Annotated in this window: 18 protein-coding genes; 6 read left to right on the top strand and 12 right to left on the bottom strand. The window is 70.5% G+C overall.

Features of this window, described 5'->3' with window-relative positions:
* Positions 1-547: 547 nt before the first annotated feature.
* Entirely contained in the window at positions 548-1,543 is a 996-nt protein-coding gene (gene trpS, locus ACIBK4_RS49075; protein ID WP_399006436.1) for a tryptophan--tRNA ligase, read from the top strand.
* Between the two features lie 42 nt (positions 1,544-1,585).
* On the opposite strand, the gene proC is transcribed toward trpS, so the two are convergent.
* From proC to ACIBK4_RS49045, 6 genes are all read right to left on the bottom strand, one after another.
* On the bottom strand, positions 1,586-2,395 hold the full coding sequence (gene proC, locus ACIBK4_RS49070; RefSeq protein ID WP_399006434.1) for a pyrroline-5-carboxylate reductase: 810 nt from the start codon (positions 2,393-2,395) through the stop codon (positions 1,586-1,588).
* Positions 2,396-2,475: 80 nt separating this feature from the next.
* The gene (locus ACIBK4_RS49065; protein WP_399006431.1) at positions 2,476-3,285 is read right to left on the bottom strand and encodes an ABC transporter permease; all 810 of its coding nucleotides are present in this window, start codon (positions 3,283-3,285) and stop codon (positions 2,476-2,478) included.
* Positions 3,282-4,151: an ABC transporter ATP-binding protein gene (locus ACIBK4_RS49060; protein WP_399006429.1), complete on the bottom strand. Its 870-nt coding sequence runs from the start codon at positions 4,149-4,151 to the stop codon at positions 3,282-3,284. The genes ACIBK4_RS49065 and ACIBK4_RS49060 overlap by 4 nt, the downstream gene beginning before the upstream one ends.
* A 944-nt stretch (positions 4,152-5,095) precedes the next feature.
* Positions 5,096-5,878, bottom strand: coding sequence for a class I SAM-dependent methyltransferase (locus ACIBK4_RS49055; RefSeq protein ID WP_399006427.1), 783 nt, complete (start codon positions 5,876-5,878; stop codon positions 5,096-5,098).
* Positions 5,879-6,513: 635 nt separating this feature from the next.
* Positions 6,514-7,038 carry an EamA/RhaT family transporter gene (locus ACIBK4_RS49050; protein ID WP_366436809.1) on the bottom strand — a complete coding sequence of 175 codons (525 nt, stop codon included), beginning with the start codon at positions 7,036-7,038 and terminating at the stop codon, positions 6,514-6,516.
* A gap of 127 nt (positions 7,039-7,165) precedes the next feature.
* Entirely contained in the window at positions 7,166-7,489 is a 324-nt protein-coding gene (locus ACIBK4_RS49045; RefSeq protein ID WP_399006425.1) for an SH3 domain-containing protein, read from the bottom strand.
* A gap of 182 nt (positions 7,490-7,671) precedes the next feature.
* Here ACIBK4_RS49045 and ACIBK4_RS49040 point away from each other — a divergent pair, with 182 nt between their 5' ends.
* Complete coding sequence (locus ACIBK4_RS49040) at positions 7,672-9,777, top strand: serine/threonine-protein kinase (protein ID WP_399006423.1); 2,106 nt, start codon at positions 7,672-7,674, stop codon at positions 9,775-9,777.
* Between the two features lie 133 nt (positions 9,778-9,910).
* Here ACIBK4_RS49040 and ilvD read toward each other — a convergent pair whose 3' ends face one another.
* The 4 genes from ilvD to ACIBK4_RS49020 all read right to left on the bottom strand — a co-directional run bounded on the left by ilvD (position 9,911) and on the right by ACIBK4_RS49020 (position 14,689).
* The gene (gene ilvD, locus ACIBK4_RS49035; RefSeq protein WP_328830760.1) at positions 9,911-11,764 is read right to left on the bottom strand and encodes a dihydroxy-acid dehydratase; all 1,854 of its coding nucleotides are present in this window, start codon (positions 11,762-11,764) and stop codon (positions 9,911-9,913) included.
* Between the two features lie 111 nt (positions 11,765-11,875).
* Positions 11,876-12,481: a TetR family transcriptional regulator gene (locus tag ACIBK4_RS49030; RefSeq protein ID WP_399006421.1), complete on the bottom strand. Its 606-nt coding sequence runs from the start codon at positions 12,479-12,481 to the stop codon at positions 11,876-11,878.
* Positions 12,478-13,302 (bottom strand): sugar phosphate isomerase/epimerase family protein, encoded by an 825-nt coding sequence (locus tag ACIBK4_RS49025; RefSeq protein WP_399006419.1) that lies wholly within the window; start codon positions 13,300-13,302, stop codon positions 12,478-12,480. The genes ACIBK4_RS49030 and ACIBK4_RS49025 overlap by 4 nt, the downstream gene beginning before the upstream one ends.
* A 433-nt stretch (positions 13,303-13,735) precedes the next feature.
* Positions 13,736-14,689, bottom strand: coding sequence for a Ppx/GppA family phosphatase (locus ACIBK4_RS49020; RefSeq protein WP_399006417.1), 954 nt, complete (start codon positions 14,687-14,689; stop codon positions 13,736-13,738).
* An 83-nt stretch (positions 14,690-14,772) separates the two neighbouring features.
* On the opposite strand from ACIBK4_RS49020, the gene ACIBK4_RS49015 reads away from it, so the two are divergent.
* A complete protein-coding gene (locus ACIBK4_RS49015) occupies positions 14,773-15,630 on the top strand; it encodes a hypothetical protein (protein ID WP_399006415.1) in 858 nt (285 codons plus the stop codon).
* A gap of 4 nt (positions 15,631-15,634) precedes the next feature.
* Here the strand turns inward: ACIBK4_RS49015 and ACIBK4_RS49010 are convergent, their stop codons facing one another.
* The gene (locus tag ACIBK4_RS49010; RefSeq protein WP_399006413.1) at positions 15,635-17,332 is read right to left on the bottom strand and encodes a hypothetical protein; all 1,698 of its coding nucleotides are present in this window, start codon (positions 17,330-17,332) and stop codon (positions 15,635-15,637) included.
* A 197-nt stretch (positions 17,333-17,529) separates the two neighbouring features.
* Between ACIBK4_RS49010 and radA the strand changes: the two genes are divergently transcribed.
* Positions 17,530-18,939, top strand: a complete 1,410-nt coding sequence (gene radA / locus ACIBK4_RS49005; protein ID WP_399006411.1) for a DNA repair protein RadA — start codon at positions 17,530-17,532, stop codon at positions 18,937-18,939.
* A gap of 137 nt (positions 18,940-19,076) precedes the next feature.
* Entirely contained in the window at positions 19,077-20,135 is a 1,059-nt protein-coding gene (gene disA / locus ACIBK4_RS49000; protein ID WP_051801604.1) for a DNA integrity scanning diadenylate cyclase DisA, read from the top strand.
* 43 nt (positions 20,136-20,178) lie between these two features.
* On the opposite strand, the gene ACIBK4_RS48995 is transcribed toward disA, so the two are convergent.
* Positions 20,179-21,006, bottom strand: coding sequence for a hypothetical protein (locus ACIBK4_RS48995; RefSeq protein ID WP_399006409.1), 828 nt, complete (start codon positions 21,004-21,006; stop codon positions 20,179-20,181).
* A 292-nt stretch (positions 21,007-21,298) separates the two neighbouring features.
* Between ACIBK4_RS48995 and ACIBK4_RS48990 the strand changes: the two genes are divergently transcribed.
* Positions 21,299-22,228 carry an A/G-specific adenine glycosylase gene (locus ACIBK4_RS48990; RefSeq protein WP_399006407.1) on the top strand — a complete coding sequence of 310 codons (930 nt, stop codon included), beginning with the start codon at positions 21,299-21,301 and terminating at the stop codon, positions 22,226-22,228.
* Positions 22,229-22,392 lie beyond the last annotated feature (164 nt).

Genomic DNA, 22,392 nt, shown 5'->3' with positions numbered 1-22,392 from the left:
GATTTCCTCGGTGCTTTCCAGGTTTCCGCTTCCGCGTTTCCCTTTCCGGCGGTTCCGACTCTATCAGATCCTTTCGGGCCTGACTCCCAGTCAGAGTGGGCTGCCATCCCGGCCGTTGGGCCGTTCCGACGAGTGAGACTTTAGCGGATTCCTGAGTCCCGAGCGAATCGGGGGGTGCGTCCTTTCGAACGCGGATTCCTCATTTCGCAAATACGCATGCCAATACAACGCGACGACGGATCGTCGATTGTTTGTAGGTACCTGCGGAATGGCTGTCCGGGGACCGACCGGGGTCGGCGCTCACGTCGGACAACTCGGAGAACACTACGTACGCGGTAGGGGCGTGTCAACTCCGCTCCGGAGAGCAGTGCGGGGGCGTACTCTGGGTGACGTGACTACGCATACGTGCACCCAGCAGTGGTGGGCCGCCTGACGGCGGCCGTACATACGTATGTACTCAACGGCCGCCGCCTCGGCGGCCGTTCGCGTTTCTCCCTCCAGAGGGTCGGCCGGCCGGGTGCGGCGGTCTCTATCAGGAGGTGGAGAGATGACGCGGGTCTTCAGTGGGGTCAAGCCGACCGGGCATCTGACGCTGGGGAACTACCTGGGCGCCATTCGGCGGTGGGTCGACGTGGATCAGCGGCAGAGCGACGCGCTGTTCTGTGTGGTCGATCTGCACGCGCTGACCGTGGACCACGATCCGGCGCGGGTGCGCAGGCTCAGTCGGCAGGCGGCGACGCTGTTGCTGGCGGCGGGACTGGATCCGGAGCTGTGCACCGTGTTCGTACAGAGCCATGTGGACGAGCACGCGCGGCTGTCGTACGTCATGGAGTGTGTGGCCACCGACGGTGAGATGCGGCGGATGGTGCAGTACAAGGAGAAGGCCGCGCGGGAGCGGGAGCGGGGCGGGAGTGTGCGGCTGTCGTTGCTGACGTATCCCGTGCTGATGGCGGCGGACATCCTGGCGTACGGGACGGACGAGGTGCCGGTCGGGGACGACCAGACGCAGCATGTGGAGCTGACCCGGGATCTGGCGGTGCGGTTCAACCAGCGGTACGGGCACACGTTCGTCGTCCCCCGGGCGACTCGGCCGGCGGTGGCGGCGCGGGTGATGAACCTCCAGGAGCCGACTTCGAAGATGGGGAAGTCGGACGACTCCGGGCCGGGGATCGTCTATCTGCTGGACGAGCCCGATGTCGTACGGAAGAAGGTCATGCGGGCCGTGACCGACAGCGCGGGGGAAGTCGTCTACGACCGGGAGGCGCGGCCGGGGGTGGCCAATCTGCTGGAGATCCTGGCCGCTTGCGGAGGTGGGAACCCCGAGGACCTGAGCGGTGTATATGAGTCGTACGGAACTTTGAAGAAGGACACGGCGGAGGCCGTGGTCGAGCTGCTCAGGCCCGTGCAGGAGAGGCACAAGGAGTTGTGCGCGGATCCCGCTTATGTGGAAGGGGTGTTGCGGGATGGGGCGGAGAAGGCGAGAGAGATGGCGAAGCCGATGGTCGACAGCGCGTATCGAGCCATCGGGCTTCTGCCTGCGTAGTCGCGTGAGCGGTTAGCGGGTCAGCCGGCCAGCTGGTCCCGGTCAGTTGTTTCCGGAGGCCAGTTCGCGGCTGCGGTCGCGGGCTGCTTCCAGGGCGGCGATGAGTGCGGCGCGTACGCCGTGGTTCTCCAGTTCGCGGATGGCGTTGATCGTCGTGCCGGCGGGCGAGGTGACGTTCTCGCGGAGCTTCACCGGGTGCTCGCCGCTGTCGCGGAGCATGACGGCTGCGCCGATCGCGGACTGGACGATGAGGTCGTGGGCCTTGTCGCGCGGCAGGCCGAGCAGGATGCCGGCGTCCGTCATGGCTTCGACCAGGTAGAAGAAGTACGCCGGGCCGGAGCCGGAGAGTGCGGTGCAGGCGTCCTGCTGGGACTCGGGCACGCGGAGCGTCTTGCCGACGGCGCCGAAGATCTCGTCGGCGTGCGCGAGATGGGCCTCGGTGGCGTGGCTGCCGGCGGAGATGACGGACATGGCCTCGTCGACGAGTGCGGGGGTGTTCGTCATGACACGGACGACGGGGGTGCCTGCGGCCAGGCGCTCCTCGAAGAAGGAGGTGGGGATGCCCGCCGCGCCGCTGATGATCAGGCGGTCGGCGGGGAGGTGCGGGGCGAGTTCGTCGAGGAGGGTGCCCATGTCCTGCGGCTTGACCGTGAGGATCAGGGTGTCGGCGGTCTTCGCGGCCTCCGGGTTGGTGACCGGGGTGACTCCGTGGCGGGTGCGGAGTTCTTCGGCGCGCTCGGGGCGGCGGGCGGTGACCAGCAGGTCGGCCGGGGCCCAGCCCGCTCGGATCATTCCGCTGAGCAGGGCCTCACCGATCTTGCCGGTGCCGAGGACTGCGACTTTCTGACTCATGGGCCCATCCTCGCACCGGCGGTGGGGAGAAGTGATGGCTGTCCGGCTGGCGGAACGAGACCTCCGTACTCCTCACTCCTCTATGCCGTACGCCTTCTCAGGGTGGCCGCGCCCAGGCACAGCACCAGCAGCGCGCAGCCGGCCACGATCAGGGCGTCGCGGACGAAGGTGGGGGTCATGTCGGTGTGCTTGAGGACCTCGTTCATGCCGTCGACGGCGTACGACATGGGGAGGACGTCGGAGATCGCCTCCAGGACGGGGTGCATGTCGGAGCGGGGAGTGAAGAGGCCGCAGAGGAGGAGTTGGGGGAAGATCACCGCCGGCATGAACTGGACGGCCTGGAATTCGGAGGCCGCGAAGGCTGACACGAAGAGGCCAAGGGCGGTGCCGAGCAGGGCGTCGAGGAGGGCGACCAGGAGGAGGAGCCAGGGGCTTCCTGTGACGTCGAGGCCCAGGAACCAGACGGCGAGACCGGTGGCCAGGGCGGACTGGATGATCGCGAGGATGCCGAAGGCGAGGGCGTAGCCGGCGATGAGGTCGCCCTTGCCCAGCGGCATGGCGAGGAGGCGTTCGAGGGTGCCGGAGGTGCGTTCGCGCAGGGTGGCGATGGACGTGACCAGGAACATCGTGATGAGGGGGAAGATGCCGAGGAGTGAGGCGCCGATGCTGTCGAAGGTGCGCGGGCTGCCGTCGAAGACGTAGCGCAGCAGGACGAGCATCACGCACGGGATGAGGATCAGCAGCGCGATCGTGCGGGGATCGTGGCGGAGCTGGCGCAGGACCCGGGCGGCGGTGGCGGTGGTGCGGGAGGCGCTGAGGGCGCGGGGACCGGCAGGCGCGGGGGTGCTGGTCGTCGTGGCGGCCGTGCTCGTGGCCGTGGTCGTGCTCATCGGGTCGGCTCCTTCTGACGGGCGGTGGCTACGGCCTTGTCGACCAGGTACAGGAAGGCGGCTTCGACCGTGTCGGAGCCGGTGCTGTTGCGGAGGGCGTCCGGGGTGTCGTCGGCGAGGATCTCGCCCTCGCGCATGAGGAGGAGGCGGTGGCAGCGCTCGGCCTCGTCCATGACGTGGGAGGAGATGAGGAGGGTGGCGCCGCGCGAGGCGGCGATGTCGTGGAAGAGGGCCCAGAGGTCGCGGCGGAGGACGGGGTCCAGGCCGACGGTGGGTTCGTCGAGGACGAGGAGTTCCGGGGTGCCGAGGAGCGCCACGGCCAGGGAGACGCGGCTGCGTTGGCCACCGGAGAGGTTGCCGGCGAGGGAGTCGGCGTGGGTGGTGAGGTCGACGTCCGTGATGGCGCGGGTGACGTCGTCGTGGCGGCGGGTGGCCGCGGCGCGGCCGGGGTCGAGGATCGCGGCGAAGTAGTCGAGATTCTGACGGACCGTCAAGTCGTCGTAGACGGAGGGGGCTTGGGTGACGTAGCCGATGCGGGTGCGGAGGGCGGGGTGGCCTGCGGGGCGGCCGAGGACGTTCAGGGTGCCGGTGACTTTGGCCTGGGTGCCGACGATCGAGCGCATGAGGGTCGATTTGCCGCAGCCGGACGGGCCGAGGAGGCCGGTGATCTGACCTCGCGGGACGGCGAAGTCGAGGGCGCGGAGGACGGTGCGGGGGCCGCGGGCGACGGTCAGGGCCTCGGCCTGGACGGCGGGGGCGCGTTCCGTGCCGAGTGAGGTGCCGGGTGGGGTGTCGGGTGAAGGGGCGACTGGGATTTCGGGGGAAGCGTCGGGGGATCCGGGTGGGCCCGGGAGATAATTCATCACACGATGAATAATGCTCTCGCCGGGTGGTGTCGTCAAGCGGGTGCGGTGGTGTGTGGTGTCGGTCGGTGGGTGCGGTCGGCTCCGCAGTGGGGGTAACGGCGTTGGGGGGAGGGTGAGTTGGGGAGGCGGTGAGTGGCGATGCGGGGCGTAGTGAGGCGGGGGTGCCGAGGCGAGGTGTGGTGGGTGTCGGGGCGCGGTCGGGGTGTCACGCGGGGAGTTGGGGGCGGCCGGGGGCGAGGTGTGGCGGGTCTCGGGGTGCTGCGTGGGCGTCACGCGCGGAGTTGGGGGCGGCCGCGAGGTGTGGTGGCCGCAAGGTGACTGTCGGGGTGCGGCGCGGGGAGTCGGGGGCTACCAGGAGCAAGGGGTGGTGGTCGTCAGGTGACTTCCAGGGCGTGACGCGGGGAGTTGGGCGACTGCCGGGGCGGAACGCAGGGAGTGGTGGCTGCCCAGGGGGGCGCGATGTGGTGAGGAGGTGGCTGCCGGAGGCGTGGCGCCGAGGACCGGGCGACTGCCGGGGGTGTGACGCCGGGAGCGGTGGCTGCCCGGGGCCCGATGTCTGAGTCGGGGGCTACCTGGGCGTGGCACCGGGAAGCGGGCGACTGCCGGGGCGTGACGCGGGAAGCAGTGCCTACCCGGGGGCGCGATGTTGTGAGTCGGAGGCTACCGGGGCATAGCGCCCGCCCGGGGCCTGACGCCGGGAGCATTGGCTGCCCGGGGGCCCGATGTGGCGAGGCGGTAGCTGCCGGGGCGTGGCACCGGGAACCGGGCGACTGCCGGGACGCTGCGCGGGAAGCAGTGCCTACCCGGGGGCGCGATGTTGTGAGTCGGGGGTTACCGGGGCATGGCGCCCGCCCGGGGCCTGACGCCGGGAGCAGTGGTTGCCAGGGGGCGAGATGTGGCGAGGCGATGGCTGTCGTAGGCAGGACGTTGTGGTCGTCAGGGGGTCATGGGGTGAGGGCGACGACGAGTTCCACGACGTAGGTCTCCTCCACGGTTCCGTCCGGGAAGGCGGTCAGGAGGTGGTTTCGTTCGTCGGCGAGGAAGGTGTTGGTGCTCTCTTCGTCGTGGACGAGGAAGGCCGAGTGGCTGCCGATGTTGGCCAGGTGGGTGTCGATCGGGACGCGGCGGCTCCAGCGGACCTGTCGGTGGGCGAAGTCGAGTCGGCCGGTGGGGTCGGCGAGCGCGGAACGCAGGCCGCTGCCGTTCTGCTCCACGACGCGGTCGATGCCGAAGTGGATCCGGATGCGTTCCGACTGTTCCGCGATCCACGGGACGTCCACGGCACCGGTGTTCCACCACAGTGCGAGCGCGCCGCCCGGGCGTAGTACGCGGAGCGCTTCCGGTACCGACCGGACCTGGTCGGTCCAGTGCCAGGCCTGGGCGTAGGTGAGGAAGTCGACGGAGTGGTCGGCGAGGGGGAGGGCGTTGCCGTTGCCCCGGACGAGCGGGACGTCGGGGAGGGTGCGGCGGAACTGGGCCGCCATGCCGTCACCGGGTTCGATCGCGACGACGTCGGCGCCGCGGGCGTGCAGGAGGGCGGTCGCGATGCCGGTGCCCGCGCCGACGTCTGCGACGCGGGCGCCGGTGAGGGGGTGGCCGGCGAGTTCCTCGATGGCGTCGAAGAGGGCGGGTGGGTAGGAGGGGCGGTTCTCGGCGTACTGGGCCGCGGCGGCGTTGAAGGAGTGGGCTCGGGCGGCGGGCGAGGGGGGTGTGGGTGCGGTGGTCATACGGCCATGGATACCGGGGTGGGTGCGGGGTGCAGGTGGTTTTTGGTGAGAAATGGGGGTGGGTGTGGGGGGGGGGCGTTGGGCGGAGTGGTGGTTCGGTGGAACGGCTCGGGTCGGCGCCTTGGTTGGCTGTCCTCGGGGGTCGGGTTCGGGGTCGGAGCGGTGGCAGCCGGGGTCCAGTGCCTCGGCGTACCTGAACCCCTTTGGCATCTGGAGGTGTTCGGGAGTCGTGACTGCCCGGGTGCCGTGAGGGTGTGAGCGTCAGGGTCCCTGAGTGCCGCGAAGCGTGATGCCCGGGTTGCCGTGAGCCGTGCGCGCCCCGGAAGTCACGCCTGCCCGGGCAATCGCCGCCACCCGCAGAGTCACAAGCTGCCGCCGTACGACCGACCCTCCCCCGCCCAGAGTCGCCCATACCCAGAGCCTCGCCCCGTGGCCGCCCCCGAACCCGTCACCCAAGCCGCGCGCCGTGGCGACCCAGGAAGTCACCCCTCCCTGAGCAATCGGCTACTACCCGCCGGAGCGCAAGCTGCCAGGCACCCGCCCCTCACGCGCCCGTCGAGTCCACGTGCCCCAAGAGTCGCCACCCCGGCCCAGAACCTCGCCCCACCTTCCGCCCCAGAACCCGCACCCCCGTATCAAGCCCCCCGCCGCTTCTTCGAAGGATTGCGGGTGCGGCGGGACGTGCGCTTCTCGTACTGCGTCAGGGCCGTCTCGTACTCCTGGCGGTGGAGTTTCTCGCCGGGGGCCTCCACCAGGGAGCGGGCGAAGTAGGCGAGGAGGGAGCCTACGAAGCCGATGGCCAGGAGGCCTCGGAGGGAGGCCTGGCGGTCGGGGTCGGGGCGTTTTTTGAAGGTTTCCCAGGTGTGGCCGAAGGCGAGGGCGCTGCAGATCGCGAACATCACGATGACGAGGAGGGTGACGAAGCTGCCGACGTCCGCGATCTGGATGCCCTGGTAGGCGAAGCGGAGGATCAGACAGGCGGCGATCGCGGCGGCCAGGGAACCGGCGGCCGTTCCGACGCGGCGCGCGGTGTAGCCGTTGTCGTGGTTCACCCAGGTGGTGCCGAAGAAGCGGAGGGGCTCGGGGCGAGGGCCCGTGCCCGTGCCTTCGCCTGGGGAGCCCGCGGGGGTGTCCTGGGTGCCGGTCGTCTCGTCGTTCACGGGACGATTATGGCTCCGAGGGTGGACGCGGGCTCCCGTTGGGGCTCAGGCGCAGCGGTCGGCGGTGCAGCCGTCGCTGCCGGTGGTCACGTACCCGTCCGGGACGTACTCACCGTCGCCGATGCGGTCAGGAGCAGCGCGGGCGGACGTAACCGTCGCTGCCGGTGTTGACGTACGCGTCCGAGATGTACTCGCCGTCGTCGATGTTGTCCCAGATGTTCGTCGTGCCGTAGTAGCCCGTCACCGTGGTGCCCGGCGTCTGGCAGTAGATCGGGACCTGGGAGCCCTCGGCCAGGACGCGGACGATGGTGTAGCCGGTGCCGGGGCCGCTGCGGACGTTGACGCGGGTGCCGGGTGCTATCGAGTAGTAGTGCAGGGCCGTTGTCGTGGCCGCCGCGGTGGTGACCGCCTCCGCCGTGCCTTCGCCCTCTTCCGTGTGGTCAACAGACATGAAAAACCTCCCCCGTTGGACCCCATGACTGCCATGGGGTCCCGTTGATTCCCCTAAAACACGCCATGAAACATATGTGCGCACCTCGCACTCGGAGGCTGGCGAGCCACCTCTGTCCCGTAAGGGTCATCGACTAGGCTCCGTGCGTCGCGCGCGCGGACGATCAGCACGGGGGTGGACCCATGGCGCCACAGCGCAACACCGGAGCGGGCGCGGAAGCGGAACTTCCCGAGTACGCCGGTCACTACCGCCTGCAGTCCTGCCTGGGTTCCGGTGGTATGGGCGTGGTGCATCTGGCGCAGAGCACCTCCGGGATGAAGGTCGCCGTGAAGGTCGTCCACGCGGAGTTCGCCCAGGACCCCGAGTTCAGGGGGCGGTTCCGGCAGGAGGTGGCGGCGGCCAGGAGGGTGAGCGGGGCCTTCACCGCACCCGTGGTCGATGCCGATCCGGAGGCCGAACGGCCTTGGATGGCAACGTCGTTCATCCCCGGGCCGACCCTGTCCGAGCATGTGAAGCGGAACGGCCCCATGGCGCCTGGTGAGTTGCGCCGGCTGATGGCGGGGCTGGCCGAGGCGCTGCGCGACATCCATCGGGTCGGCGTCGTGCACAGAGATCTCAAGCCGAGCAATGTGCTGCTCGCCGAGGACGGCCCGAAGGTCATCGACTTCGGCATCTCCCGGCCGAAGGACAGCGAACTGCGCACCGAGACCGGCAAGTTGATCGGGACGCCGCCGTTCATGGCACCCGAGCAGTTCCGCCGGCCGCGCGAGGTCGGGCCGGCCGCCGACATCTTCGCGCTCGGGTCCGTGCTGGTGCACGCGGCGACGGGGCGCGGGCCGTTCGACTCCGACAGCCCCTACGTCGTCGCCTATCAAGTCGTCCACGACGAACCGGACTTGGCCGGACTGCCGGAGAACCTCGCGCCGCTGGTGCTGCGTTGCCTCGCCAAGGAACCCGAGGACCGGCCCACGCCCGACGAGTTGATGCGCGAACTGCGGTCGGTGTCCGCCTCGTACGACACGCAGGCGTACATACCGGCGCAGCGGGCCGGTGTCACGCCGGGGCCGGAGCACCGTACGGAAGAGCCCGAGCAGTCCGAACGGCGGGTCGGGCGGCGGCTGTTGGGCAAGCGGTTCGCCCTCGGCGCGGGAGCGCTCGGCCTGGCCGCGATCGGCACGCTCGCCGCGCTCCAGTTGTCCGACGACGGCGATACGACCGCGAAGAACACCACCCCGCACACCACGCCCAGCTCCGAGTTCGGCGAGTGGAAGACGGTACCGGTCTCCAAGAAGAGCACGCCCCAATGCTCGTACGGGGCAGGGAAGTTGCTCTGCGCGCAGCCCGGGGTGGTGTTCGCCCTGGACCCGTCCGACGGCCGGGTGCTGTGGCGGCACTCCGTCGCGACGACGCATCGCAGCGGGCCGCCGGTCCTCTCGGGCGGCCTGGTGCAGCCCTCGTTGGACACCGGCCGACGTCTGGAGGCGCTCGATCCGGCCTCGGGCAAGGTGAGTTGGCAGAAGACCGTCCGCGCGTACACCGGGCTCGCGGACGCCGGCGGCATGCTCCTGCTCACCCACGCGGACGGGACGGTCAGCGGCGTGGACGGGGCTACGGGCGCCACGAGGTGGAGTCACCGGATTCCGGGTCAACAGGCGCCGTATTTCACGTCGTTCGCCGGGGACTCGTCGGCGTACGCGACGAACGCGTCGGACGACGGGGCGAACACCCGCGTCACGGCGGTCGATCCGGACACGGGCGCGGTGCACTGGGACGCGCGGCTCAAGGGGACGTTGAAGCCCGTCGGCATGGTGGGCGGGGCGGTCTATCTCCTGTCGGTCGACACCGTGTACGGCGCCGCGAAGGCCGTGGTCCGCTACACCCCGGACACCGGAGCCACGCGGCGCGTGACGCTGCCCGTGGCCCTCGACCAGGGGCACGGGACCGTGCACGGCAACGTCGTCTACATCATGGGGGCCGGCGGATCGCTGGTGGCCGTGGACATGGACGCGCGCAAGCAGGTGTGGAGTCTGGAGACGGCCGTACTGCGGGGTTCCGTGCCGGTCGCGGACGGACGGCAGGTGTATTTCACCTCCGCGGACGGGCGGTTGCTCGCGGTGGACGCCCGCGCGGGACGACTCGTGGGGCAGACGCCCGCGCGCCTCGACACCAACTCGGACCGGGTCAGCGCGGCGCTGCCCGAACCCGTCGTAGCGAACGACCACGTCTACGCGGCCGCCCCGGACGGCACGGTCTTCGCCGTCAACTCCCGTACTCCCGGCGCCTGGTAGCGACACCGCGCCCGGCAGACCGAAGGGCCGTCCCCCGCGAAGGAGGACGACCCCAGCCCGAACGAGCCGTAGAACCAACGGAGTTGCGGAAGTTCACCGAACGAACCGCAGGACCACCGGAGTTGCGGGAACCTCAGCCCAGCTTGCTGACGTCCCGCACCGCGCCCCGGTCCGCACTGGTCGCCATCGCCGCGTACGCGCGCAGCGCGGCCGAGACCTTGCGCTCGCGCTGCTTCGGGGCGTACCGCCCGTCGAGCGCGGCCTCGCGGCGGGCCAACTCGGCGTCGTCCACGAGGAGTTCGATGGAGCGGTTCGGGATGTCGATGCGGATGCGGTCGCCGTTCTCGACGAGGGCGATGGTGCCGCCGGACGCCGCCTCGGGGGACGCGTGGCCGATCGAGAGGCCCGAAGTGCCGCCGGAGAAGCGGCCGTCGGTGATCAGGGCGCAGGTCTTGCCGAGGCCGCGGCCCTTGAGGAAGGACGTCGGGTAGAGCATCTCCTGCATGCCGGGGCCGCCCTTGGGGCCCTCGTAGCGGATGACGACGACATCGCCGTGCGTCACCTGTTTGTTGAGGATCTTCTCGACCGCTTCTTCCTGCGACTCGCAGACGACCGCCGGGCCCTCGAACGTCCAGATGGACTCGTCGACGCCCGCCGTCTTCACGACACAGCCGTCGACGGCCAGGTTGCCCTTGAGGACCGCGAGCCCGCCGTCCTTGGAGTAGGCGTGCTCGGCGGAGCGGATGCAGCCCTCGGCCGCGTCCTCGTCCAGCGCCTCCCAGCGCTCGGACTGGGAGAAGGCCTCGGCCGACCTCACACATCCAGGAGCCGCGTGCCACAGTTCCACGGCCTCCGGAGAGGGCGAACCGCCGCGCACGTCCCACGTCTTGAGCCAGTCCGCCAGCGACGGGCTGTGGACGGAGTGGACGTCCTCGTTCAGCAGGCCCGCGCGGTGCAACTCGCCCAGCAGGGCCGGGATTCCGCCCGCGCGGTGGACGTCCTCCATGTAGTACGTGCGGTTCTTCGCGACGTTCGGGGCGACCTTCGCGAGGCACGGGACGCGACGCGAGACCGCGTTGATCTCGTCCAGGCCGAAGGCGACGCCCGCCTCCTGCGCCGCCGCCAGCAGGTGCAGGATCGTGTTGGTCGAGCCGCCCATCGCGATGTCGAGGGCCATCGCGTTCTCGAAGGCCGCGAAGGTGGCGACGTTGCGCGGCAGGACCGTCTCGTCGTCCTGCTCGTAGTAGCGGCGGGTGATGTCCATCACTGTGCGCGCCGCGTCCTGGTAGAGGCCCTTGCGGGCGGTGTGCGTGGCGAGGACCGAGCCGTTGCCCGGCAGCGAGAGGCCGATGGCCTCGGTCAGGCAGTTCATCGAGTTGGCGGTGAACATGCCGGAACAGGAGCCGCAGGTCGGACAGGCGTTCTCCTCGATGTTGAGGACGTCCGCGTCGGAGATGCTCTCGTTGGCGGCGTCGACCATCGCGTCGATCAGGTCCAGCGTGCGGACCGTGCCGTCCTGGAGCGTGGCGCGTCCGGCCTCCATCGGGCCGCCGGAGACGAAGACCGTCGGGATGTTCAGGCGGAGTGCAGCCATGAGCATGCCGGGCGTGATCTTGTCGCAGTTGGAGATGCAGATCAGGGCGTCGGCGCAGTGCGCCTCGACCATGTATTCCACGCTGTCCGCGATCAGGTCGCGGGAGGGCAGGCTGTAGAGCATGCCGCCGTGGCCCATCGCGATGCCGTCGTCGACCGCGATGGTGTTGAACTCGCGCGGGATGCCGCCGGCCGCGGTGATCGCCTCGCTGACGATCCGGCCGACGGGCTGCAGGTGGGTGTGGCCGGGCACGAACTCCGTGAAGCTGTTCGCCACCGCGATGATCGGCTTCCGGCCGATGTCCGCACCGGGTACACCGGAGGCGCGCATAAGGGCGCGTGCGCCCGCCATGTTGCGGCCGTGGGTGACTGTACGGGACCTCAGCTCGGGCATCGTCGATCGCTCCTTCAGACAGATAGGGCTGCTAATGAGCGTACGCCGGTCATCCAGGGGTCGGACACGGTGTCCGCATCCCGGGACGCCCGTCTCGCGAACGTGAGGGTCCTACGGCCCGGTCAGATGCCCCTGCACCACCGGCGCCACCCGCGCGATGATCCGCTCCACGTCCACCGAGGCGAGCGGCTCGACCTTGATCACGTACCGCAGCATCGCCGTACCGACCAACTGCGCGGCGGCCAGCTCGGCGCGCAGCTCCCCGTCCGGGAGGTCGAGCCGGGCGGCGACCCGGCCCAGCACCTGGGAGACCACGAGCCGGCGGAAGACGGCCGCGGCGGCTTCGTTGTTGACGGCGGAACGGACCACCGCCAGCAACGGCTTACGGGTGGCCGGGTTCTCCCAGACGCCGAAGATGAAGCGGGTGAGCCGCTCGCCGACGCCGTCCAACGGCCCCTCGGCGACCGCGTCCGGCGCGTTCTGCGCCGGTGCGAACGCGACCTCGACGGCCGCCTCGAAGACCTGTTCCTTGGTGCCGAAGTAGTGGTGGACGAGCGCCGAGTCGACCCCGGCCGCCTTGGCGATACCGCGCATCGACGTCTTCTCGTACCCCCGCTCGGAGAACTCCTCGCGGGCCGCCGTCAGGATGCGGTCGCGGGTGTCGGCGGACTCCGTACGAGGGGGTCGGCCCCGACGCTTGGCGGTGGCGTCGGTCACCGCCGGGGCACCTTCACGGCCGAGGCCAGATGCAGCCGCGTGAAGGCGAGCGCCTCCGCGAGATCGGCCTCGCGTTCGGCGCTGGACATCGCGCGCCGGGTGTTGACCTCGATGACGACATGGCCGTCGAACCCGGTCGTCGCGAGCCGCTCCAGCAGCTCGGCACAGGGCTGCGTGCCGCGGCCGGGGACGAGGTGCTCGTCCTTGTTGGAGCCGTTGCCGTCGGCGAGATGGACATGGCCGAGCCGGTCGGCCATGCGGTCGATCATCTCGGTCGCGTCGGTGCGGGCGGTCGCGGTGTGGCTGAGGTCGATCGTGAAGTGCCGGTAGTCCTCGTTCGTGACGTCCCAGTCGGGGGCGTAGGCGAGCATCTCGCGGTCGCGGTAGCGCCACGGATACATGTTCTCTACGGCGAACCGCACATCCGTCTCGTTCGCCATCCGCCAGATCCCGCCGACGAAGTCCCGCGCGTACTGGCGCTGCCAGCGGAACGGCGGATGCACCACGACCGTGCTCGCGCCGAGCTTCTCCGCGGCGACCTGGGCGCGCTGGAGCTTGATCCACGGGTCGGTGGACCACACGCGCTGCGTGATGAGCAGGCAGGGCGCGTGCACGGCGAGGATCGGGACCTGGTGGTAGTCGCTGAGCCGGCGCAGCGCCTCGATGTCCTGGCTGACCGGGTCGGTCCACACCATGACCTCGACGCCGTCGTAACCGAGGCGTGCGGCGATCTCGAAGGCCGTCGCCGTCGACTCCGGATACACGGACGCCGTGGACAGCGCGACCTTCGCATCCGGGATGCGCACGACTGGTTCTGCCACGGAGGACAGACTACGGGGCGGCGCTTTGCGCGGGGGAGCCGGTCGCTGTGCACGCGCTGTGCGGGGGGCGGCAACCGGCCAAGTCCGGCGAGCGGCCGCATTGTGGCGATACCTCATGCGGGTCAGATACGTCACGTACCGGGCGGGCGTTCAGTACGGCTCAGGTAGGGCGGGGGTCACGGAGTGGGGGTGTGAGTGCGCGCCCAGGAGCTCGGGGTTCGCGTGTGAGGGGCGGCTGCGGGTTTGTTGTGGTTGGTCGCGCAGTTCCCCGCGCCCCTGGAACTGGGCCCGCGTTTCCAAGGGGCGCGGGGAACTGCGCGACCAGCCACGAACCACCCGCAGCCGCTCCGCAACAGAACCCCGCGAGCTCTTAGGCGGTGGCCATGACCTCCCCCGCCACGGCCACGCACCCGCGCCCCCGCAACGGCCCGCCCTACGCCGACGGCATCTGGTCCAGCCGTGACGGCATCTGATCCAACCGCCGCAGGATCACGCCCTCGCGCAGCGCCCAGGGGCAGACCTCCAGCGTCTCGACGCCGAACAGGTCCATCGCGCCCTCGGCGACCATCGCGCCGGCCAGAAGCTGTTCGGCGCGCCCCTCGGAGACGCCCGGGAGGACGGCGCGCTGGGCGGTGGTCATGCCGGCGAGGCGGGGGACCCACGACTCCAGGGAGCCGCGCTTGAGTTCGCGCTGGACGTAGAGGCCGTCGGCGGAGCGGGCGGCACCGGCCAGGCGGGCGAGCTGCTTGAAGGTCTTCGACGTGGCGACGACGTGGTCGGGGGCGCCGAAACGGCTGAACTCGCCCACCGTGCGGGCGATCTGGGCGCGCACATGGCGGCGCAGGGCCCTTATCGCGTCCGGTTCCGGCGGGTCGCCGGGGAGCCAGGCGGCGGTGAGGCGGCCCGCGCCGAGGGGCAGGGAGACGGCCGCGTCGGGTTCCTCGTCGATGCCGTAGGCGATCTCCAGGGAGCCGCCGCCGATGTCGAGGACGAGGAGCTTGCCCGCCGACCAGCCGAACCAGCGGCGGACGGCGAGGAAGGTGAGCCGGGCCTCCTCGGCGCCGGTGAGGACCTGGAGTTCGACGCCGGTCTCGGTCTGCACGCGCGCGAGGACGTCGTCGGCGTTGCTGGCCTCGCGGACGGCGGAGGTGGCGAACGGGAGGAGTTCCTCGACGCCCTTGTCCTCGGCTGCCTGGAGCGCCTCCTGGACGACGCCGACGAGTTTGTCGACCCCTTCGGGGCCGATCGCGCCGTCCTCGTCGAGGAGTTGGGCAAGGCGCAGTTCCACCTTGTGCGAGTGCGCGGGCAGCGGGCGCGCGCCCGGGTGTGCGTCCACCACCAGCAGATGCACCGTGTTCGATCCCACGTCGAGGACACCGAGTCTCATATACGGAACGCTACTGCCACCTGCACCTATCTCGGTCCTCGGTGCGGTGTCTGGGGCCGCTCCGGGCGACTTACCCTGGACGCGTGCCAAAGACGAAAAAGGCGAAGACCGACAAGGCGGCCAAATCACCCGGCGATTCTTCGCCGGTGACGTCGGCCAAGCCCCCGAAGCCGTCGAAGAAGGCCCTGAAAGCGGACGAGAAGGGGCTCGACTTCGCGCGCGCGTGGGTGGAGTTCCCGGATCCGGCGGACGATGAGCAGCTGTTCCGCTGCGATCTGACATGGCTGACCTCTCGCTGGAACTGCATCTTCGGAAGCGGCTGCCAGGGCATCCAGGCGGGCCGCGCGGACGACGGGTGCTGCACCCTGGGCGCCCACTTCTCCGACAAGGACGACGAGAAACGGGTCGCCGGGCATGTGGCCAGGCTCACGCCCGACATCTGGCAGCACCACGACGAGGGCGTGGAGAACGGCTGGGTCTCCAAGGACGAGGACGGCGACCGCCAGACCCGCCCCTTCCAGGGCTCGTGCATCTTCCAGAACCGCCCCGGTTTCGCCGGCGGCGCGGGCTGCTCGCTGCACATCCTGGCCGTCAAGGAGGGCCGCGAGCCCCTGGAGACCAAGCCGGACGTCTGCTGGCAGCTCCCGGTGCGGCGGACGTACGAGTGGATCGACCGCCCGGACGACACGCGCGTGCTCCAGGTGTCGATCGGCGAGTACGACCGCAGGGGCTGGGGTTCCGGCGGCCACGACCTGCACTGGTGGTGCACGTCGGCGACCTCGGCGCACGGCGCGGGCGACCCGGTCTATGTCTCCTACGGCCCGGAGCTGACCGAGCTGATGGGCAAGGCCGGCTACGACCGCCTGGTCGAACTCTGCGAACAGCGCCTGGCCTCGCAACTCCCGCTCCTGGCACCGCATCCGGCGGACCCGGTCGCCTGACGGGTTACGACGACCCCGGGCTCGGGTCGTCGCCGTCGCCGGGCGGTGTCGAACCGCCCGGGTCGGCGGGGGCCGAGTCCGTGGGCGTCGGGGTCGGGTCGGCGGACGTGGGCGGCGGGTCGCTCGGCGTGGGATCCGTCGGTGCCGTGCTGGTGGGCGTCGGGTCCGGGCCGGACGAGGGCGGGTCGCCGGGGTCCGTGGGATGCGTGGGGTTGCCGGGGTCGGTCGGGGCGGGCGCGGTGCCGTAGCCCTCGATCGAGACGACGGCGCCGGCCGGTGAGACGGCCACGCGCGCGGTCCAGTGGCCGGAGGGCTCGCGCAGATGGTCGACGTACACCTTGATCGTCAACGAGTCCCCCGGGGCGAGGGTTCCCGAGGACTGGCTGAGGTAGAGCCAGGGCGCCGCCGTGGTCGCGGACCAGCGGACCGGGGCCGAGCCGGACGCGGTGAGGGTGATCAGCGTGGTGTCGCTGCTGTTGGCGGCCGAGACGGCGAGGTGACCGGCGCCCTTCTGGCCGGCGCCGGTGACGCTGATGACCTCTACGGAGACATCGTTCTTGCCGCCCTTGCCGGGCCGTGGCGTCGTGCTCGCGTTCCCGGTGTTCTCGTAGCCGCCGCTCGCGACCTCGCCCTCCAGGCTGCCGGGCCCGTGCTGTTCGCTCGCGGTGGCGGCCCGACCGTCGACGCCCTCGCCGGTCGGCGTGCCCCGGTAGGCGGCCCACAGGGCGAGGACGGGTGCCGCGATGACGGTGGCGACGACGGTCGTGGTCACGGCACGCGCGCGTAGACGGTCCCTCCGGGCGGCACGGTCCTTCGGGTCCATCGGAAAACCGCGCCGGTCGAAGCGCGGTGCGGCGGCGCCACGCGCGCGTGGGAGATGCGCCATGGCGACATGCAGGGCCGCGCGGGGCGCCTCCAGGACGGGCAGTTCGGCGGGCGTGACACTCGCGCCGGGCCAACTCCCGGGCACCGCGCGCTCGGCGGTACGGCGGCAGTGCGGACAGTCGTCGACATGCCGGACGAGCTCACGGCGCAGGGCGCTGCTGAGCACCAGCTGATGATCACCGGTGAGCCGGGCGACGCTCGGGCAGCTCCCGGTCTCCACGACGGCGAGGGCGGCACGCGTGCGTTCCACCTCGCAGGCCGCGGCCGCCAGCAACTCCCGCGCACCGGCGAGGTCCATGCCGAGAACGGCGGCGACCTCATGGGCGGCGAGCCGGTGCCGCACGGCGAGTTCGAGCGCCTCACGCTGCTCCGGCGTGGTCCCGGCGGCCTCCGGCCAGGCGAGCAGGGCGAGTTCACGCCCCCGCTGCTCCCTCAACTCCTCGGAGACAACGGGCTCTTCCACCCCGCTCCGCCCCACCGCATGCGTGCCCTGACGTTTCTGCTTGGCCTCGGCGAGCTTGCGCAGGCAGGCCCAGCGGGCGAGCGCGTACAGCCAGGCCCTACGGTCACCGGCCGTCTCCGGCACCCGCGCACCCCGGCGTTCGGCCAGCCCCAGCACGTCTCCGAGGGCGGCGGTCGCCGCGTCGTGGTCGCACAGCACGGACAGGCAGTACGTGAACAGGCCGTCCAGATACGGCTCGTAGCGCGCGGGCGGGCGCTGCGCCAGCGTGCGCGCCGCAGCGCGGTCGCGCGCCTCCCGATGCGCCCGGTGTGCGCCGGTGGTGCGGGTCGAGGTCTCCGGACTGCTGCTCATCACCCGTGCGACCGTAGGCGGCGGGCGATGCCCCCTTCCGCCCCCTTGAGCACATTTAATCCGTACGGGTGAAACGATCCCTCATAAGGGGACAGGAACCCTCACCTCCTTGGCTCGTTCCCGACGGAGGGTGGCCGGATACCGAAGGCCACGCCCCGTCCACCGACGGCGTTGTCAGTGGCGCCGGTTACGGTTCACGCATGGCTGCCCGTACGAAGACCACCAAGGACCGACCGTCCTACCGCTGCACCGAGTGCGGCTGGCAGACGGCCAAGTGGCTCGGCCGCTGCTCCGAGTGCCAGGCCTGGGGCACGGTCGAGGAGTACGGCGCCCCCGCGGTCCGCACGACAACACCCGGCCGCGTCACCACCTCCGCGGTACCGATCGGCCAGGTCGACGGCCGCACGGCCACCGCCCGCTCGACCGGCGTCCCCGAGCTGGACCGGGTCCTCGGCGGCGGCCTGGTCCCCGGAGCGGTGGTTCTCGTGGCGGGCGAACCGGGCGTGGGAAAGTCGACCCTCCTCCTCGACGTGGCGGCGAAGTCGGCGAGCGACGAGCACCGCACGCTCTACGTCACCGGCGAGGAATCGGCGAGCCAGGTCCGCCTGCGCGCCGACCGCATCAAGGCGATCGACGACCACCTCTACCTCGCCGCCGAGACCGATCTGTCCACGATCCTGGGCCACTTGGACGCGGTGAAGCCCTCCCTCCTCATCCTGGACTCCGTCCAGACGGTGGCCTCCCCGGAGATCGACGGCGCCCCCGGCGGCATGGCCCAGGTCCGCGAGGTGGCCGGCGCCCTGATCCGCGCCTCCAAGGAACGAGGCATGTCCACCCTCCTCGTAGGCCACGTCACCAAGGACGGCGCCATCGCGGGCCCCCGCCTCCTGGAGCACCTGGTCGACGTAGTGCTCTCCTTCGAGGGCGACCGCCACGCACGCCTGCGCCTCGTCAGGGGCGTCAAGAACCGCTACGGCACCACCGACGAGGTCGGCTGCTTCGAACTCCACGACGAGGGCATCACAGGCCTGGCGGACCCCAGCGGCCTGTTCCTGACCCGCCGCGCGGAACCGGTCCCCGGCACCTGCCTGACCGTCACCCTGGAGGGCCGCCGCCCCTTGGTGGCCGAAGTCCAGGCCCTCACAGTGGACTCCCAGATCCCCTCCCCCCGCCGCACCACGTCAGGCCTGGAGACATCCCGGGTCTCGATGATGCTGGCGGTCCTGGAACAACGCGGCAAGATCAGCGCCCTGGGCAAGCGGGACATCTACTCCGCGACGGTGGGCGGAGTAAAACTCACCGAACCGGCAGCAGATCTGGCCATCGCCCTCGCCCTGGCCTCCGCGGCCAGCGACACCCCCCTCCCCAAAAACCTGGTCGCGATCGGCGAAGTAGGCCTGGCAGGCGAGGTCAGAAGGGTCACGGGCGTCCAGCGCAGACTCTCCGAAGCACACCGTCTGGGCTTCACCCACGCCCTCGTTCCGAGCGACCCGGGCAAGATCCCGGCCGGCATGAAGGTCCTCGAAGTGGCCGACATAGGAGACGCTCTCCAGGTCCTTCCAAGGTCCCGTAAGCGAGAGGCCCCACGGGACGACGAGGACCGCCGGTAGACTTTGCCCTGGTCTCGCCCGTCCGTACGAAGAGAGTGTGCGGAAACGGGAGTACCGGAAACACCTGCGACCGGAGGAGTGCAGTGGCAGCCAACGACCGGGCGTCAGCTCCCGGAAAGTCCGGCGGCGATGGCCTGATGCGCGCCTCACTGAGCGCCGTTGCCCCCGGCACGGCCCTGCGCGACGGCCTGGAGCGCATCCTCCGCGGCAACACGGGCGGCCTCATCGTGCTCGGCTCCGACAAGACGGTCGAAGCGATGTGCACAGGCGGCTTCATCCTGGACGTCGAGTTCACAGCCACGCGCCTGCGCGAACTCTGCAAGCTGGACGGCGGCATCGTGGTGTCGTCCGACCTGTCCAAAATCCTCCGAGCGGGCGTCCAACTGGTCCCCGACCCCAACATCCCCACCGAGGAGACGGGCACCCGCCACCGCACGGCAGACCGAGTCAGCAAACAGGTCGCCTACCCCGTGGTCTCCGTCTCCCAGTCCATGCGCCTGATCGCCCTCTACGTAGACGGCCAACGCCGCGTACTGGAGGACTCGGCGGCAATCCTGTCCCGAGCCAACCAGGCCCTCGCCACCCTGGAGCGCTACAAGCTCCGCCTGGACGAGGTGGCGGGAACGTTGTCAGCGCTGGAGATCGAGGACCTGGTGACGGTCCGGGACGTCTCCGCCGTGGTCCAGCGCCTTGAGATGGTCCGGCTGATCGCCACGGAAATCGCCGAGTACGTAGTGGAGTTGGGCACGGACGGCCGCCTACTGGCCCTCCAGCTGGAGGAGTTGATCGCGGGCGTGGAGCCGGAACGCGAACTGGTCGTACGCGACTACGTCCCAGAGCCCACGGCCAAACGCTCCCGCACGGTGAACGAAGCCCTGGCCGAACTCGACGCCCTCTCCCACGCGGAACTCCTCGAACTCCCCACCGTGGCCCGCGCGTTGGGCTACACCGGCTCTCCCGAGGCCCTCGACTCGGCGGTCTCCCCCCGAGGCTTCCGCCTTCTGGCCAAGGTCCCGCGCCTCCCCGGCGCGATCATCGACCGCTTGGTGGAACACTTCGGCGGCCTGCAAAAGCTCCTCGCGGCCAGCGTCGACGACCTCCAGACAGTGGACGGCGTAGGCGAGGCAAGGGCACGCAGCGTCCGAGAGGGCCTCTCCCGCCTGGCGGAGTCCTCGATCCTGGAACGCTACGTATAGCCGTAACCAGCCCGACCACTGAACCCCAACTGGCCAACTGCCACTAGTCGCTGGCCAGAACGAACGAGGTCTGGGCCTTGGCGAACCCGGAGGCCTGCGCCTCCACCAGATAGGTCCCGGCCCCGGCCGAACCGGCGGCGGGCGTCGCACACTCGGGCGCACTCGGCTTGCGGTCCCACTTCAGGGTGTACGTGACGCTGCTCCCGGCGGACACCCGGTAGAAGACACTCCCGGCACTCTTCGGGCAGTCGGCGGACGACCAGAAGTCAGCACTGCTCCCGGCCTCCGTAATGCTCAACACGGCACTCTTGGGCCCGAGATCAACCTTGCAGTCGCTGCCGGAGGAGTTCTTGGCGGTGAGCACAAAGGTTGGAGTCTGATCCGGCGAATACGAGTTGTGCAGACTCCGCAGGCTCAACTGCACAGCGCCGACGGTGCAGTTGGGAAGCGTTGAGTCGGCAGGAACCGTAGTCCCCGTACTACTGCCGCCGCCACTACCGCTGTTGACCCCACCACCGGAGCCACTACCACTGCCCCCCGACCCGGACCCGGTATCGGATCCGGAGCCCCCACCGCTCGACCCGCTCGCCCCACTCGACCCACCGGAGGTGCTGCCACCCCCGGAGTCGTCACGTCCGCCGGGGTGTTGACTGATGGCGGGACCGGATCCCGACGGCCCGGCAGTGATCGTAGGAGCGGGAGTCTTACCGTTCTTGGCCCCATCGGCACCGTTCTTGCCGCCCCCGCCACCGGAGTTGACGATCCAGGTGATCAGCAGCGCCAGCAAGGCGACCACGGACACCATGAGGACCCTCCGTCGCCAATAGATGGAGGAGGGAAGCGGCCCGACCGGATTGCGCAGTGATCCCACGGCGCAAACTGTACGAGAGATCGGCGAGTTACCTCGCCCCACCCGCCGCCCCAGCCCCAACTTTTCCGGATCATCATCCCGGCAACCCGGCCTGGAATCAGGCGGAATGGACCACACACCCGCAGCCGCCGACGAGACGGGAGCGGGTCGTGGCGGTACGGCGCAGCCCGCCGCTCAGCCGGCACCAACCCGTTCAACCGTGGCGAGAAACCAAAGGGCCGAACCGGCGGCGGGCTCGCCGTACCGCCACGACCCCGACCCACCCACCAACCGTGGCAGGATCGAACCCGCCATGACTGCGCCCACGAATCCCCCACCCGCCCCGTCCGCCGCCTCACCCGACGGAGCCCGCCTCCACACCCCGGTCATCGACTGGTTCGAGGACAACGCCCGCGACCTCCCCTGGCGCCACCCCGACGCCGGCCCCTGGGGCGTGATGGTCAGCGAGTTCATGCTCCAGCAGACCCCGGTCAACCGCGTCCTCCCGGTCTACGAACAGTGGCTCGCCCGCTGGCCCCGCCCCGCCGACCTGGCCAAGGACGCCCCCGGCGAAGCCGTCCGCGCCTGGGGCCGCCTCGGCTACCCCCGCCGCGCGCTGCGCCTGCACGGCGCGGCCACCGCCATAACGGAACGCCACGGCGGCGACGTCCCCACCGACCACGCCCAACTCCTCGCGCTCCCGGGCATCGGCGAGTACACGGCAGCCGCCGTCGCGTCCTTCGCCTACGGCCAGCGCCACGCCGTACTCGACACGAACGTCCGCCGGGTCTTCGCCCGCGCGGTCACCGGCACCCAGTACCCCCCGAACGCCACCACCGCGGCCGAACGCAAGCTCGCCCGCGCGCTACTCCCCCAGGACGACGAAACAGCGGCCCGCTGGGCAGCGGCGTCCATGGAACTCGGCGCCCTCGTCTGCACCGCGAAGAACGAGACGTGCCACCGCTGCCCCATCTCCGCCCAGTGCGCGTGGAACCTCGCGGGCAAGCCGGAACACGAGGGCCCGGCCCGCAAGGGCCAGACGTACGCGGGCACGGACCGCCAGGTCCGCGGCAAGCTCCTGGCCGTACTCCGCGAAGCGCACACGCCCGTCCCCCAGTCCGCGCTCGACCGCGTCTGGCACGAGCCGGTACAGCGAGCGAGGGCACTGGACGGCCTGGTGTCCGACGGCCTGGTCGAGCCCCTCCCCGACGGCATGTACCAACTCCCGGCGACCCGTACGTGACCCGCACCTGACCCAGGCCTGACACACGGTCATTTCACAGAGAACCGCCCGCCTCACAGGAAACACCTCGCTCCCGCAACACTCCCACCAAGCCCAAATCGCCCCACACCCGCCCCAAATACCCCGCCCCCTTACCCCTGACCTACTTCCGTTACACAACCGAC

The sequence above is a fragment of the Streptomyces sp. NPDC050528 genome (assembly GCF_044457795.1).
Lineage (GTDB): Bacteria > Actinomycetota > Actinomycetes > Streptomycetales > Streptomycetaceae > Streptomyces.
The sequence above is the reverse complement of the archived record's forward strand: the minus strand, read 5'-3'. Positions and strand labels throughout refer to the sequence as shown.